Raw genomic sequence first — 16,540 nt, 5'->3', positions numbered from 1 at the left:
GGCAAGCCAATAATGGTTAAGGATAAAAACTATTTCACTTTGTGATTGTATAATTAACACTTCGCATATACCTTTTAAGTACCTCAATTACTTATATGAGAGATATGAACATTAAATTTATCTTATTATTGCCTCTAGTGTTCATCGCATTTTCTGCGCATTGCAAGCAAAAAATCACGGTAGTATTTGGTGACACTCTTGCGCCGTGGGTCATTCCATCTAACCACAGTGGTATCATAATGGACATTATGAAAGCCGCGTTAGAGCCAGAGGGATATGAAATCGATCCTTTTTATTACCCATATGCCAGAAGAATAAATTCATACCGGAATGGGTTAGTTGATGTTTCCATTGATATGAATGCCAACACAATGGAGGCGGAGGGATTAACGGGCTATTTTTCAGGATCAGTTTATCAATATCAAAATTATTTAATTTCACTTTCTGACAATCAATTTCAATTTAAGACGTTGCAAGATGTCGGCACTCATAGCTTAATTAGTTGGCAAGGGGCGTTGCAGCATTTAGGTGAAGAATATAAAAATGTAATGGCAAAGAACCCTAATTACACGGAAACGCACGACCAATCATTACAGGTTAAGATGATATTTTTAAAACGCTATGAAGTGGCGCAAATGGATATTCAAATATTTAAATATCATCGGAACCAAATTCAAAATGAAGGTATCATTAATACCAAAGCTAAAGTCGACCTTTTCCCTGTACTAGGTGCAAGTCCTAATGGTTTTTTATTTAAAGATGAAACGTTAAGAGATGTGTTTGTCGAGCGTATAAAACAATTAAAAGCCAGTGGTGAATTCCAACAGATTTTTGATAAATACACTGTAGAGTCAACACAACCAATCCAATAAAGAATTTATGAATTTAGAAAAGTTACAAATCGCGCAACAAGATTTTTTACGTGTTTACCCTCAGGGGTTCCAAGACCCTAAAATGGCTGAGTTAGCAAAAAAACATCAAGTCGACAAAATGACGGATTTTGTTTTGGACGTATTTTCACGTGATCAATTTAATATACCTGAACGCATATTAGAAAATTGGGCCAAAGCGGTTAGTCGCTCTTCTATGGTGTCTATGTTTGAAAAACCAAAATTCAAAAATATGTTGCACGACTTATCAGCTCATGAAAAAGAGTTGATGATTAATGGTTTATACGAATTATTACATGGAGATGCAAAAGCGGGCTTTAACGCCCAGTTAGATATTTTAAAACAATATAAATTGGCCAAATGGTCATTAATATCCGCTGTACCTGCTTATTTTAAACCACAGCAAGAAGTGTTTATAAAACCTACGACCGCCAAAGGTGTGATCAAATATTTTGAATTACCTAACTTAATCTACAAACCGACACCGAGTTGGGATTTTTATTGTGAATATCGCAAACAGATATTAGCCTTGATGAATTTTGTTGATAAACAATTAGCCCCAAACACCGCCGCATTTTGTGGTTTTTTAATGATGAGTTTGCCTAATAAAAGTTAACCGTTTATTTAACAATAAGGCCAATACTGTGGTATTGGCCTCGCTTTCTTATTAAGACATGTTTTACGGTTATCCGTCTTTTCTTAGGGGGGTATTAGCATTACTGCTGTTATTGCCATTGCTGCTATTGCTGCCATTGTTTCTCGTATTATTGTCATTTCTAAATTTACGATTTCGATCCGACGTCTTTTGTAACTCCATACTTCTAGTGTTAATCGCATTGCCTTCAGCTCTTACCTCAGCGTCTTGTAAATAGAAAGGTGATGAGTAATCGTAAAAATCAAGAGGTAATTCGCTCTTCATTTTATTGTGACTTTCCTTAGCAAATAATGCATTTTGTTTGTTAATAATTAAGTCAAATCCAACTAATTGTCGCGGCTTAAATACCGAAGTTAAGATTGTTTTTTGTCCTTGTCGTATAACCACAATCTGGTAATTTTCTCCCGTTTTTAATGTATTCAACCCTTCTTGTAACTTTTTATGATTGCCTTCTATTTCAATAGAATTAAAGTTAGATATTATATCTCCTGGCTGTAATCCCGCTTTAGCCGCTTGACTTAAGGGGCTTAGGCGTTTTACCACAATGCCCATAGTTGCATTATTATCTAAGCTTATTTTTTGGTAGGTCATACCATAAATATAATCGTCAACCGCTTTTCTGGTTAATTTTTTATGTAATGTGTCTCGGTCAATCTGATCCAATGATTCTAGTTCTAACGTGATCTGGGTGAGTCGATACATTAAATCATCTGGTAATGGAAATTGATTAATCACAACTGGTGGGTTTTCAAATCTATTATTATTAAAGAAGTAGCTTATTTCCGAAAGGTAATTGGGGGTTAAATCTCCGGATAACTGAATTGGTTGCTTATCTCTAAGAATACCAATAACACCATTTTTTTTGCCTGTTGATAAATAGTTATTTATGTTTTCAATAGGTGAAAACTGCTTGTCTATTTCACTTCCGCCTAATTGTACAATCTGATCACCAGCTCTTAACCCAAATTTTTCAGCTACAGATGCAGGAGACACGGCAAGCACTACTATTGAATTAGCGTTTTGCGAGTATGAATTATCTAAAATAGCGCCAAATTTTAAGTTTTGATGTGACGATATTAAGTTGTTTAATGACATGCCTGAAGATAATTGAAATTCATAAATGTCATTCATTAAGGTCCGTAATCGATACTCTAACCCATTGCCAATTGACTTATTATATAGAACCGGTTCAGAGGTTAGTTTTGAATCGTTTAATTCACATTGAACATCCGAGCTAGTAACAATATGCATGTCTGCCTTTAAATTGTTTGCGCTTGTGCTCATGACGATTTTTTTTCCATCCTCAATATAAACCTTAAATTGTTTATATTCTGGGATGGGTACCTTTTTGACATTTCTTTTAATTATGCCTGTTAATCGTTGCAATTTGAGATATCGATAATCTTTATACCGCCACTGGAGCGCTGTAATGGTGTGCCAGCCTGGTGTGATTAGGTAGTTAACATTTCCTTCTGCAAGTTGGTAAATATCATCACGTTCTGAGATATTTAGATTATTGTCGGTTAATATCTCGTAAATATATTCATCACCGTCAATATTGGTTTTGTTAAGTTGCAATATGGAACAATTATCACTTATGGCGTTAAAACTAAAAGTCAGTAAAACGATAGCCAAAGTAGTAATCGGTTTTTTAAATTGTGTACGCATTATCGAGTCCTTTTTTAATTTCTATTAGCTTTACCAATACAAGTCTTCGTTTGTTCAATATCTCTAATTTTTGCTGTGCATCATTTACGTTGTTAAGTTCATTTTCGAGTTGTCTTAGCTCTAAATTTAAACTGTCAAAATAGAGATTCTGGCTAGAAAGCAAACTTAACTCGGCTTCTAGTTGTTGATTTTTATTTAACACTAACTCCAATTGCTGCTTAACCTGATAGGAGCTCCAGCTTAAATAGGTAATCGCACATATCAAAAACGAAGCGGCCATTGCCAAGTAGGTTTTTGAAAAAAAGAGGTGTTTTTTTCTCGGCAGTGTCGCTTCGATGTTTGCCCAAATGTCGGGTGGTACTTCGACGGAATCAGTCGTTTTGGCTTCTATGTATAAGTCGTTTAGGAAATGGAAATGTTCATAACATTCAGAACATGTTTTAAGGTGCTTTATTTCGGCTCCTGATAATTCCGGAGTAAATCTATCAAAATTAATATGCATAATTTTTTACCTTAACGTGACTTTTTATACGCATTAAGCTTCTGGATACCGTAGATTTTGAGAAGCTTGACGTTTTCCCGAATAATGTTGCAATCTCTTGGTGGCTGTATTGTTCGACAATATAAAGCCAAATGATTAATCGCTCAGATTCGTTAAGTATGGAAAGTAATAATTCAAATAACTGAGTATCAGCCAAAGCTGATTCATGTATTGGCGAATCTTGAATGCAATCTTCAACCTCTATGTCATTTTGATTTATGTAATCTTTACGTTTAACGGCATTATAAAAATTATTAAATGCGATTCTTTTTATCCAAGATTTAAAATCACTACCAATTTTGTAACCTTTCATATTTTGAAAGGCATCAATAAATGTGTCTTGTAATAAATCTTTAGCGAGTTCTTCGTTCTTACTAATCTTCAGTAGAAGGTGATAGAGAACAGGGGATAATACTTGATAACAAATCTTAAAAGCTGCTTGATCACCGGCTTTCATCCTGAGCGCGATATCTTCATCCCATTGATCCAAAATGACGTCCTTATTTATGAGTAGTGGTTAATATAACAACTCAGTGTTAGAAAAGGTCGCAATTATTTTATTTTGATATGGATTTTAGATTAAGGATGCTTGTAACAAAGTATGGGATAATCGTTTTAAACCACTAGTCTCATACGCCGTTGAATTATGTGGTTTTTTAATGATGAGTTTGCCTAATCAGGGTTAATGCAGATTAAAGTTACTGTGTTCAGCTAAATACAGTTTAAACTGATTAATCGGTAAGGCTTTTGAATAGAGCCAACCCTGGGCTAAGGTTATATCCATTTTTAGCAGTTCTGCTACCTGTAAATCGTTTTCAACACCTTCTGCCACTATTTCGGCGTGCAATTTATTTGCTATCGAAACTATATTGGGAATTAATGTGGAGCGAATCGCGCCGGTCTCAACTTCATCGATGAATGACTTATCTATCTTTAATGTATGAATTGGGAACGATTGTAGTTGTGACATATTTGAGTAACCGGTACCAAAATCATCGATAGAAATGTTCACACCAGCTAAGACGAGTTTGTTTAATATCTCCTGAGCTTTAGTAAAATCTAATTCTTCGTCTTCTGTAATTTCAAACGCAAATTCAATATTGCTTGGCGTATCTTTAATTAAATCTAATATCTTTAGTACCTGACCATTATTGATATCTTTTGGAAATAGATTGATTGAAAGGTAGATAGGGTAATCTTGCTGACCTAATCCATGTAAATCATCGATGGCTTGTGTGACAAGTAATTCAGTCATTTGCCACGACGCACCCAGTTCAGAGACAAGTGGGATAAATGTATCTGGATACAAACTACCTTGAGAGTCTTTAAAGCGAGCTAATAATTCGCAGCCGATTGTTTTGCCGGTTTTTAAGTCAACGATAGGTTGATAAAAGGGGGTGAATTTTCGTTTCTCTAACCCTTTTTTTACGCGTCTTTTGTCACTGTTTATGTAGCGGTCAACATAATAATAAAGGTGTAAGGCGGTCACTCCTGAGAGGGTTAAAATAAGCAATAAAGCTATTATTAAAGGGACCCTTTGGTATTCGGTAAAGTTATCTTGTTGTATGGCGACACATATGAATCTTTGTTCACCGCAAAACTCTAATTTATGACTGATCAGCCCTACCTGAACATTATTACGATTATTGAGAGTTTCATTTTTGTAGATATCGTCGTGACCATATAAGTGTTTAGGCTGATCATTGATTAACGCAACTATTTCATAGTTGGTGAAATCGTTATGTTTAACCAATAACGTGTTAAATGATAACACCACGTTATATCGTCCGCTTTTGATAACGACACCTTCAACAGTGCCATCGAACGTTTTTAATTTATGGCCGAACCAAAATTCATGCCCGTCTATTTTTTTATCAAATTCACCTTCAGAAATTGGTATCTCTAATTCACCAACACCGGTTGTACATATAATCTTGTTGCCATCAAAAAAACCAATGTCTTTTATATCGTTTGCTTCAAATTGTAACTTGCGCATGGTTAACAAATTTAAAGTGGAACATTCGGTAAAGTTTTTTTGATTTAACATTGCCAGTGCAGAATAGGCTTGATTGGCACCGTCATTTAAGTCGTTTATTATTCGTTGACTGTGATTGCTCATTTGAACAATAAGGGTTTGAGAATAAATAAAAAAGATTAAAAAAGTGCTAATTATAATGCCGATAAAAAATGCGGCTGATTTTTTAATTAGCTTAGAAAGGGGCATTCGATCTACTTGATTTTATTAATGATTAACCAGCTTATATTAGTCGTAACATCCGCTGTATGTCTAACGTTAATATCGGATTGTTACCATTTGATACCTTTTCTCTCAATTACGCACCCATAACATGCAAAAAAGGCCAGCAATGCTGACCTTTTGTTTATCACTTTATAGCTTTTCAGCCTTTTGAACTAGTTACTCAAACACAGCGTCAATAGCTAATAACTCAATGTTGTTAGCTGGTATTGCTAATTTATAATCTTGAATTATCGCGTCTTCATCGGTTAACGCTTTTGGCTTTTCTGAATTGTACAATAACGGTGACGTCTGCTCTTGGCTTAAACGTTTCACCATATCTTCACCGTCTCCAGTAATGAATACATAATGCATGTTTTCGCTTTGTAAGTTCTCAGCAATAACACGATTTACATCTTCAACCGTTAATTGATTTAGCTGGTTTGTCACATACGCACCAAACTCACCAATGCCATAAAATTCACTATCCAGAGCGTAACCAAGTTGTTTGTCTTGGCTTGCTACTAATTGCGGGACATAGTTAATTAAGAAGTTACGAGTGGCCTCAAAGTCTTCTTCACTTAATCCATTTTTAATCAACTGGTCTAGTTCATATAACGCAACACGAGTGGCAAAATGGGCATCATTGTTTGAACGTAATGGACGGATCCAAATTTGGAATATCTGTTCGCTACGGCCTAAGTTTGCGCTCGGTTTCGTTCTAAACATGCCACTTGGGAAGTATTCAATGTATGAATAATCACCGTAGTTCATGCCACGTACTTCACGAATTCGCTTAAACAAATGCGCATTACTGCTTCTGTGCTCACCAAAGTAAGAACGGACTAACCACAATGCAGCCCAATCTTTATCACTTCTTGTTGTCTCAATAGGGAAGCCAAAACTAACGGCTGTTGATTGTGCTGATTTTTCAATTACCGTTGCGTGGCGACCTGTTAATGTTGGTGCATCCGCAATGGTTAAACGTGTTGAATCGCCTACGTTTAACTTAGTTAGGTCAGCTAACATAGTCGCTTTAACATCTTCTGGTAACGCACCCGAAATACCCACATTTAAGTTAGACTGAGTAAATTGTTCAGCATAAAACTGTTTTACGTCATCAAGGGTAATTGACTCAAGATCGGATAAATCACCGTAGTTATAAGTGCCGTAAACATGTCCTTGGTACAGTTGTTCATATAACACTTCTTTGCCTAATTCTTCGTCGTTAGACGCTTTAAGGCCTGAGGTAATACCGTCAATCTGTTCTTTCTTAAGACGTTTAAAGTCGTCTTCTCTCCAACCTGGATTTAACAATTGTTCACTTACTATGTCATACCAAACGGATACTTTGTCTTTGTGTACTCGGCCTTTAAATGAGACCATTTCTTTGTCGACCTGCACACCAAAACTACCAGCGATTGGGTATAACGCAGCTTTGATCTCTTTATAAGAACGAGACACGCTACCTCCATTCGCAACCATGTTGGCTGTTAATGCGGCTAAGCCTTTTTTACCTTCAGGATCGGCAGCTGCGCCAGTATAGAATAATAGGTTAATATCAATTAGCGGTGAGTTGCTTGATTTGTCTAAGACAGTGTAAACACCTGCCGCTTTAGGTTTTGACAATTCTGCAACAGCACTTTCTAAACTTACTTCTTGCTCAAACCCATCTACTTTGTCTAATGCAGACATGGTGACTGTGGTGCGAGCTGAATCAATAAAGTACTTGTTGGCGATATTACGTATATCTTCCGCCGTTACTTTATCTAACGAAGCATAAAGTTGGTTTAACAATTCTGGGTCACGCTCAAAGTGCATGTAACTTGCTAAGGTATCAGCAATAGATTTTGACGAATCTAACCCTTTCGCAAAGCTGTATTTAATATTTGATTTTAAATCTGCTAGTTTATTTGCGTCGACTAATTCTACTCTTGCTTTAGCGTAAGTATTGTTAATCGCGTCACGAACGACTGCTAAGTTTTCTTGTTTATCTACCTTAATAAATACGTGTAATAAACCAGGATCTTTTGTTTCTGGATTGTAAGTAAACATTTGGCTAGCCAGTTGTTTATCCACAACTAACTCTTGGTATATATCTGAATTACTTGAAAAATATAGCTGAGAAATTAAGTCTAAAGCAGCTCTGTCTTTTTGCTCTGGTTCAAAGGCAGTGCCCTTGTAAGAAACTAATAACCAATGCCCTGGTAATCCTTCACTTACTTTATGTGCATATAACGCTTTGTCTTGTTTAGGTTCAGCTGGAACGGAAGAAACGTAATCGCCTTTTTTCCACATGCCCCAGTATTTTTTAACTAGCGCTAAGGTTTCATCTGCGTTTACATCACCAGTGATGATCAAAGACACGTATTCTGGTTTATAAAAACGCTCAAAGAATAATTGGCCATATTCCATTTGATCTGGCATAGCTTCAATATCTTCAAAAAAGCCCATTGTGGTGTGGCTATAAGTATGAGTATCAAACGCAGTGTCTCTTACTGTAGATAATAATTGGCGAACAGGGCTGGCATTATTTTTTAAATATTCGCCTTTAACCGTTAATGCTTCAGTGCGGAACTCAGCTTCTGTGTAACTTAGGTTTTGAAAGATATCAGCTTGGATCTCTAATACTTTTTCTAAATGTTGCTTAGAAAAGTTTAGGTTATAGTTGGTGTAGTCATTGGTGGTATAAGCACGGTTATCCACACCTGAATTTTTGTAGATGTCACTGTAAACATCTTGTGGAAATTTCTCAGAGCCTTTAAATACCATATGTTCAAAGAAGTGAGCAAAACCGGTTTTACCCGCTTCAACTTCATCACGAGAACCAACCGAAACCGGAATTTGTAATGACACAACATCTGGATAATCTGTTGGCACTATCATGACTTTTAAGCCATTTGGTAAGGTTTCTAAAACATAATCTTGCGAGAATATCTTATCTTCACTTTTGGTTGTTTGGGTATCTTGGCCAGAGCAGCCCGCTAACGTTAATAAAAACGCTACCCCCGTGGTTAATAATCGAAATTTCATCTGAGTTCCTTGGATTTTTATAATGTTTGATTTTAGTACGTCTGCGAAAACAGTTAAGCTAAAAACGTGTGGCCGATTGTGCCTATAACGGAATGATATGGCGACTTTTTACGACCAATTAACGGAATTTATATATTAATATGCAGTAATTATATCTATACGAAGGTTTACGACCCTTGGTTAGGGTTTCCTCGTTCATGTCATCTGGTTGAAATCATGTTAAAAAGTAATCTACAGTCATGTGTATTTTAAACATCGCCATTGTTTTATAATTCTCTCTTAAGCCTACCCAGAAGGTATGCTCCGCAATTTAACAACCGAAATCGTGTAACAACAGTTCGTCATTCAAATTTATAGGGATCAGCCCATTATGTGGATAATTTATGCATTACTCGCCACCGTATTTTTTGGTGCACGAGGTATAATGTATCAATGGACATCACAACAAAACATCAATCGTAACTTATTATTATTTGGCGTTTTTTTTGTCGGTTTTATAATAAGCGCTCTAGGCATGATCTTGTTCGACCATAAATGGTATGGATGGCCTGATATCACGGTTGGTTTAGCGTTAGGGCTTGGCTCTTTTTCGGCCAATGCTTTGTTGCATAAAGGTTTTTCAGTTGGCAAAGCGTCACTAATTAGTATCTTGACCGGGTTAACCCCTCTGTTTGTGTTAATTTTTGCGTTTATATTGTGGCAAGAAACGTTAACTACGCTGCAGTTAGTCGGGTTTTTTATTATTTTTTCAGGTCTATATATAATTCGCTATTCCAACGATCTTTCATTGACTAATTTACAAGGCGCACACTGGGGATTACTCGCTGCATTGTGCTTTGCATTTACTGATTTACTTAATAAACAATCGACTCTACTGTCAGCGGATACGTTTGCCACGTTAACGTCGATGTTTGGCTTTGGTAGTGTACTTTTTGCTATCAGTTGGTTGGTAAAACAAAGAAAACATGACAATCAACAAAATGACGCAATACCTTATTGGTCAGGAACAAAAACCTTTGCCTGTGGTTTACTTATCGGTCTGACTAACGTTGGGGGGATGGTGGCAATTATCTCAGCTTTTGCCATTGGCAACACAGGTTTAGTGTCTGCAATTTCGGGTATGAATATATTAATAATACTGTTGTACTCACGCATTATCTTAAAAGAAACGTTTACGCGCCAAGAGGTGTTAGGGCTAAGCACGGCACTGATTGGGGTTATCGTACTGAGGTTGAGTTAATAAAACGTGGATGGATAATAGAGTGAAGGTGGATAATAGAGAGAAGATGGATAATAAAAACCGTTTGAATTAATTTGCACAGCGGACACTGCAATAAGCTATTAGACATAATGCAGTGTATTTCATTTATTCACGGGGTAGTGCTTAGATTTGTATTAATTAACTTATGTCTAATTATGTCTTGTTAATTAAACACTCTGCCCTGCTGCCCAACCACATGCCCATGCCCACTGGAAGTTATAGCCGCCTAACCAGCCAGTGACATCTGTGACTTCACCGATAAAATACAAACCTTTTACGTTTTTGCATTCCATGGTTTTTGATGACAATTGGTCGGTATCCACACCGCCCAAGGTAACTTCTGCGGTTCGGTAACCTTCTGTACCGTTGGGTTTTATTTGCCAATGATTGATGGTGTGGATTAAGCCATCAAACTCTTTATGATCTAGCTGTTTTAATGGTTTGTCCGTTATCTGTTTTGACTCTATTAATGCCTCAACAAAACGTTTTGGTAACCATAAAGCTAAGGTATTTTTTACGCTTTGGTTTGGGTGATGTTCTCTTTGTTTAGTCAGCTCTGCTGTTAAGTTTATATTGGGTAACAAGTCTATACTTACCGCTTCTCCCGCTAACCAGTAGTTTGATATTTGTAATACCACAGGGCCTGATAAACCTCGGTGGGTAAACAATAAATCGGCAGCAAAGCTGGTGCCGTCATTGGATTCCACTCTAGTGGGTAAACTAATGCCAGATAAATCTTGGTATTTTTCTTTATCGTGATCGTGCAAAGTAAATGGTACTAATCCAGCGCGTGTTGGTAATACAGATAAACCAAACTGTTCCGCTACTTTATAACCAAAAGGCGTTGCGCCTAATTTAGGCATGGACAATCCGCCGCTAGCAATAACTAATGATTCACAAGTGTAGTTAAGTTGATTGGTGTTAACGTTATAACCATTATCCGTTTTTTCTATGCCAAGTATGTCGGTACGTAATTGGATTTTGGCGCCTGCTTCTTGGCATTCGCTGGTTAAAATATTGACGATATCTTTGGCGCTGTCGTCACAAAATAACTGACCAAAATCGCGTTCATGGTACGGCACATTATATTTGGCTATCAGCCCCAAAAAGTCCCATTGGGTATAACGAGAAAGTGCCGATTTTACGAAGTGTGGATTACTACAAATGTAGTTGTTAGGTTCAACATCCATATTGGTGAAATTACAGCGGCCGCCACCAGAGATCAGAATTTTTTTGCCCGCTTGTTTGGCGTGATCTAATAAAAGGACGTTTCGTCCTCGATATCCTGCTTGTGCAGCACACATTAATCCAGCAGCGCCAGCGCCAATAATAATTACATCAAAATGTGTGTTAGCCATAAAACAAAAATACCGATTGTATAAACAAATTTAGGGTAATTTTCCCCTATATAGCCAATCTTCACAATCAATAGTTATAAGTGGGCTAAAGTAATTGCACTAGGGTCGTTATTGTATGTAAAATGCGCGGCTTATTACTCCCTGTGTGTTTTTTGGACGAACCTATGAAGTTTGTGACCTTTTTTGCTGCCTTAATTTTTCTGTTGAATGCTTCAACTGTGTCTGCACGTTTGTATGATGAAAGTGATTTATATGATTTAGAGCCGTTAATAACGGATTCTACTTTAGATATTTCTGCGGAACTGGGGGCATTATTTACCACGGGAAATGCAGAATCGACGTCGATATTAAGTAAACTCGCCGTAGATTATGAAATGAACAATTGGCGTCATAAGTATTCTTTTGAGTCGCTATTTAAACAAGATGCTCAGATTGATAGTGAGACAAATACCAGTAAAACCGTTACTTCTGCTGAGAAATATAGATTAAACGCCGAAGGGTATTACAAGATCACAGACACTAAATCAGCGCTCGTTTTCTGGGGTAATGAGTTTGATCGATTTGGTCAATACCGTTCAATTTCTTCAATCGTGGTGGGATACAACTTCAGGGCGATAGATGGCAGTTTAATTAAACTGGATCTCAACGTTGCACCAGGTTTTACTTTTATTGAATCAGAAGATGGTTCAACGCAAAACGCACCTGTGTTACGTGGATCTGGTGTTTATAAGTGGACCATCAATAGTAACGCCCGCTTTACCCAGACGTTCACTATTGAAACCTCTGAGATTAATACACGTGCAATTATTGAAAGCTCTTTAACTGCTAAATTGCATGGTTCAATGCAAATGAAAGTCAGTTATAAAGCCACTTCTGATGATGATGTGGATGATACTCTTGCACACATCAATACCCAAACATCGGTCACCTTAGTGGTGAACTTTTAATTAAGTATCGGATATTTTTTACTTAATTTACATTCATTTGCTGATAATACGTTATTCTTAGCTATGATTATTACGCGAATCATTCAAAATTTTACAATCAAATATAGGTATTTTATGAAAACCAAATTACTAGTCACTGCAGTAGCGACTTCTTTATTATCATTTGGCACTATGGCAGAAGACGCTGCTGACACATGGGTCGTTTCAGCTGAATTAGGCGCATTAATTACTACTGGTAATACTGAATCTTCTTCATTATTTACAAAAATCTCTGCATCACATCAATTAAACAAATGGAAAAACAAATACACGTTTAATACATTGGTGAAAGAAGATGAAGTTGTAAACGCTGACGGTAATAAAGAATCACAAACAACGGCTGACCAATACTCTTTAACGGGTCAAGGTGATTACTCTTTAGGTGAACATTCTGCGGCTTTCGTATTTGGTAGTTATAAAAACACTAAGTTTAGCGCTTATAAAGGGTACACAACAATTGCAGGCGGTTACAGCTTTAGAGCAATTGATAAAGAGAATTTAACGTTAGACGTCAATGCAGGTCCAGGTTTTACAGAAAGTGAAACACAAGATGGTGTTGTAGAAAGCGGCGCGATCATCAGAAGTTCTTTAGCATTAACGTGGCAGATATCTGAAAGTGCAAAGTTTGAACAAAATGTCAGTGTTGAAGCGGCTGAGTTTAATACAAGAACTGTGGCTGAGTCTGCATTAGTATCAAGCATCAATAACTCTATGCAAATGAAGTTTGGTTTTGCGTTAACAAACGACTCAGACGTAGCACCAGGGCTTGAAAAAACAGATACTGAAACATCAGCAACTATTGTTGTAAGTTTCTAATTTGTATATCAATTAATAATTAATAATACGTAAGCTTAATCAGCTTACGTATTATCTTTTCATTCTCAGAGCATTATCAATAACCGATATTTCACACGGTGATTGACCTATATATTCCCCATCCGCTTGTAGATCTAATCCAACAGAATCAATAACCGATACTTTATCCGTAGTGGTATACGTTACTTGTTGTGCCGTTAAATGTTTACCCACACATAACAAAGAGATCAATTTAAGCTTAACCAATAAAGGGTGTTTTCCAACTTGCACTATGTCTAATTGGTTGGATAAAGGATTGGCTTTAGGTGCAACTTTTAATCCTCCCCCAAAGTATTGGCCATTGGCAAAGGCGGTGATCAAGTTTTCATATTTTTGATGAATACCGTCAATCACAAAGCTGGATGCTCTTTCTCGATAAAATGGCACATTCTTAACCGCCGCTAATAAGTAACTTAATCCTTTGAACGTGCCTTTGTTATGCCTTAATGCCTTGGACAATTGGCTATCAAAGCCTGTCCCCATTACATTATGAAATAAGCGTTGATGCTGATATTGGTTGTGTTCATATTTTTCATTAAACACACATTTACCTAAACTTATCGTTTGTACGGTATTGGCAGTCACTACATCCAATATGTAGGGTATGTTTTTGTTTTTACGGCCATACCACATTCTGGCAAAATCATTTCCAGTACCCGCAGGAATGAGTCCCACATTTATGTCAGTGCCAATGGGCAAGCTGTTGACCACACAATGTAAAGTCCCATCACCACCAATCACAATAACATCTGTATATTGATGAATATTGGTCTCAAAATAACATTGATTGACTCTTAATAGTGCATCGGTAGGATAAAGATCAAATGCCATATTTTTTTGTATTAATCTGTGTTTGACCAGATCAATTATGGTTTGTCGTTTTTTATTAGGTAAAGGGTTAAATACAATTAAGTATTTTGTGATCTGGTTTTCAGTTGTTAATTTAGGGGAGTTATTATTATCCAATCTTAACGGTCGCTCTTATCTTTAAATGTGATCTTCTTTGTTAAAAACAGGGTAAACCTAAAAAGATCTATCTCATAGTAAAAAGTCATATCTGGCTTGAAAGTTACTACACGCTTGATTTTAAAGGGGCTAATTAGCTATATAACCAAATGGAATACATATAAGCATTTAGATACTTTATCGAATATAACTAGACTTCTACAATCCGTTTACTTTGTAAATAGATGGTTTAATAACATGAGTCCGGTTCAACTCGTACAACAACTAAATCAAATTGCTTCTCCGTTATCTGCACAACAAGTGACGGACCTGCAAACCTTGGTCGCACAACTTAACCCAATTCAACAAGCTTGGGTGAGTGGCTATTTGGCAGCAAGTGCTAATGCAGCGATGCCAAGTGCTCAAACTACGAGTTTAGCTCCACAGGCAAATGAAGCGTCAGTATTAACCATATTATATGGTTCGCAAACGGGTAATGCTAAAGGCGTTGCCAATCAACTAAAAGAACAAGCTGAAGCTAAAGGCATCACGGTTAAGTTAGTTAATATGTCGGACTATAAAACTAGCCAACTTAAAAAAGAAAAATTTATTGTGGTTGCCGTTTCTACTTACGGAGAAGGTGAACCACCAGAAGATGCAGAAAACTTACACGCATTTTTAGCTTCTAAAAAAGCACCAAAATTAAACGGCGTTAAAGTTGCGGTGATTGGTTTAGGTGATACCAGTTACGAGTTTTTCTGCCAAACTGCCATAGACTTCGAACAACGATTTAACGCATTAGGCGCAGATACCCTTGTTACCCGTGCTGAACTTGATGTTGATTATGAAGAGCAAGCGACACAGTGGATTTCTGGTGCTGTTGAAGCCTTTGAACCTGAATTTAAATCTAATAATCAAGCCGGTGCGCAAGTTATTCCAATGAGCGGTTTTGCCGCTGCACATGCGCATAGCAGTCAATATAATAAACAAAACCCATTTGCTGCAGAGTTAAGTCTTTCACAAAAGATCACCGGCCGTGATTCAACTAAAGACGTACGCCATGTTGAAATCTCATTAGAAGAATCAGGTATCACTTACCAACCAGGTGATGCACTTGGTGTTTACTTCCTTAATGATGAAACATTAGTCGATGCTGCTTTAGCTCAAACGGGGCTTCAAGGTGATGAACAAGTTACCGTTGGTCAAGAAACATTAACCGTTCGCCAAGCGCTGATAGAAAAGTTAGAACTTACTCAGTCTTATCCTGGCTTTGTTGAAAAGTACGCAAGTGCGACCAACAACAAACAATTACTTGCTTTGACTGAAGATAAAGCGGCATTACGTGAATACATTGAAGCACGACAAATATTTGATGTTATCGCCCAAAACCCAGCTAAGTTAGACGCTCAAGTATTGGTTGATTGTGCTCGTAAGTTACAAGCCCGTTTATATTCAATAGCTTCTAGCCAAGCTGAAGTTGAAGAAGAAGTTCATTTAACGATTGGTTTAGTTGAGTTTGATGCGTTTGATAGTGAACATTTAGGTGGCTGTTCTGGTTACTTAGCTCGTCGTGCCGAAGAAGGGGCGTCTATCAAAGTATTTGTTGAACACAACGATAATTTCCGTTTACCGGTGGACAATAACACACCTGTGATCATGGTTGGCCCTGGTACGGGCATTGCGCCGTTCAGAGCATTTTTACAAGAACGTGATGCACGTGAAGCGGAAGGTGAAAACTGGCTATTCTTTGGCAATCCACACTTTACTCAAGACTTCTTATATCAAGTTGAACTGCAAGGTTATGTTAAATCTGGATTATTAACCAAGATTGACCTTGCCTTTAGCCGTGATCAAGCTGAAAAAGTATATGTGCAAGACCGCTTACGTGAGCAAGGCGAGCAAGTATTTGCTTGGTTAGAAAAAGGCGCTCATTTCTATATTTGTGGTGACGCAAACCGTATGGCAAAAGACGTACATCAAGTGCTGCTTGAAATCGTAACAACCTTTGGTGGTAAAAACGAAGAACAAGCAGAGCAATACTTAAAAGATTTACGTAGCGCTAACCGCTATCAAAAAGACGTTTATTAATAGTCGATTAGAATTTAGGAAAAA

General features: G+C 37.1%; 13 protein-coding genes. 6 read left to right on the top strand and 7 right to left on the bottom strand.

The window, feature by feature from the left end:
• Window positions 1–104 precede the first annotated feature (104 nt).
• Window positions 105–872 carry an ABC transporter substrate-binding protein gene (locus KO505_RS09975; protein WP_216055302.1) on the top strand — a complete coding sequence of 256 codons (768 nt, stop codon included), beginning with the start codon at window positions 105–107 and terminating at the stop codon, window positions 870–872.
• 7 nt (window positions 873–879) lie between these two features.
• Window positions 880–1,506 carry a hypothetical protein gene (locus KO505_RS09970; protein WP_216055301.1) on the top strand — a complete coding sequence of 209 codons (627 nt, stop codon included), beginning with the start codon at window positions 880–882 and terminating at the stop codon, window positions 1,504–1,506.
• 69 nt (window positions 1,507–1,575) lie between these two features.
• Here KO505_RS09970 and KO505_RS09965 read toward each other — a convergent pair whose 3' ends face one another.
• The 5 genes from KO505_RS09965 to KO505_RS09945 form a co-directional block, all read right to left on the bottom strand.
• Entirely contained in the window at window positions 1,576–3,213 is a 1,638-nt protein-coding gene (locus KO505_RS09965; RefSeq protein WP_216055300.1) for a PDZ domain-containing protein, read from the bottom strand.
• Window positions 3,197–3,715 carry a hypothetical protein gene (locus tag KO505_RS09960; protein WP_216055299.1) on the bottom strand — a complete coding sequence of 173 codons (519 nt, stop codon included), beginning with the start codon at window positions 3,713–3,715 and terminating at the stop codon, window positions 3,197–3,199. The genes KO505_RS09965 and KO505_RS09960 overlap by 17 nt, the downstream gene beginning before the upstream one ends.
• The gene (locus tag KO505_RS09955) at window positions 3,705–4,244 is read right to left on the bottom strand and encodes an RNA polymerase sigma factor (RefSeq protein WP_216055298.1); all 540 of its coding nucleotides are present in this window, start codon (window positions 4,242–4,244) and stop codon (window positions 3,705–3,707) included. The genes KO505_RS09960 and KO505_RS09955 overlap by 11 nt, the downstream gene beginning before the upstream one ends.
• A 192-nt stretch (window positions 4,245–4,436) precedes the next feature.
• A complete protein-coding gene (locus KO505_RS09950) occupies window positions 4,437–5,873 on the bottom strand; it encodes an EAL domain-containing protein (protein ID WP_216055297.1) in 1,437 nt (478 codons plus the stop codon).
• Between the two features lie 297 nt (window positions 5,874–6,170).
• Window positions 6,171–9,023, bottom strand: coding sequence for a pitrilysin family protein (locus KO505_RS09945; protein WP_216055296.1), 2,853 nt, complete (start codon window positions 9,021–9,023; stop codon window positions 6,171–6,173).
• A 370-nt stretch (window positions 9,024–9,393) separates the two neighbouring features.
• Between KO505_RS09945 and KO505_RS09940 the strand changes: the two genes are divergently transcribed.
• The gene (locus tag KO505_RS09940) at window positions 9,394–10,263 is read left to right on the top strand and encodes a DMT family transporter (RefSeq protein ID WP_216055295.1); all 870 of its coding nucleotides are present in this window, start codon (window positions 9,394–9,396) and stop codon (window positions 10,261–10,263) included.
• A gap of 188 nt (window positions 10,264–10,451) precedes the next feature.
• On the opposite strand, the gene KO505_RS09935 is transcribed toward KO505_RS09940, so the two are convergent.
• Window positions 10,452–11,642: an NAD(P)/FAD-dependent oxidoreductase gene (locus KO505_RS09935; protein ID WP_216055294.1), complete on the bottom strand. Its 1,191-nt coding sequence runs from the start codon at window positions 11,640–11,642 to the stop codon at window positions 10,452–10,454.
• Between the two features lie 164 nt (window positions 11,643–11,806).
• Here KO505_RS09935 and KO505_RS09930 point away from each other — a divergent pair, with 164 nt between their 5' ends.
• Together KO505_RS09930 and KO505_RS09925 are read left to right on the top strand one after the other, a co-directional pair.
• Window positions 11,807–12,589 (top strand): YdiY family protein, encoded by a 783-nt coding sequence (locus KO505_RS09930; protein ID WP_216055293.1) that lies wholly within the window; start codon window positions 11,807–11,809, stop codon window positions 12,587–12,589.
• A gap of 114 nt (window positions 12,590–12,703) precedes the next feature.
• Window positions 12,704–13,444: a YdiY family protein gene (locus tag KO505_RS09925; protein WP_216055292.1), complete on the top strand. Its 741-nt coding sequence runs from the start codon at window positions 12,704–12,706 to the stop codon at window positions 13,442–13,444.
• Between the two features lie 51 nt (window positions 13,445–13,495).
• Here the strand turns inward: KO505_RS09925 and KO505_RS09920 are convergent, their stop codons facing one another.
• Entirely contained in the window at window positions 13,496–14,449 is a 954-nt protein-coding gene (locus KO505_RS09920; RefSeq protein WP_216055291.1) for a diacylglycerol kinase family protein, read from the bottom strand.
• 237 nt (window positions 14,450–14,686) lie between these two features.
• Between KO505_RS09920 and KO505_RS09915 the strand changes: the two genes are divergently transcribed.
• Complete coding sequence (locus KO505_RS09915) at window positions 14,687–16,516, top strand: assimilatory sulfite reductase (NADPH) flavoprotein subunit (protein ID WP_216055290.1); 1,830 nt, start codon at window positions 14,687–14,689, stop codon at window positions 16,514–16,516.
• The last annotated feature ends 24 nt before the right edge of the window (window positions 16,517–16,540 follow it).

Origin of the sequence: Psychrosphaera sp. F3M07 (assembly GCF_018860345.1) — a bacterium.
GTDB lineage: Bacteria > Pseudomonadota > Gammaproteobacteria > Enterobacterales > Alteromonadaceae > Psychrosphaera > Psychrosphaera aquimarina.
Note: the sequence above shows the minus strand (reverse complement) of the source record. Positions and strands in the feature narration are given on the sequence as shown.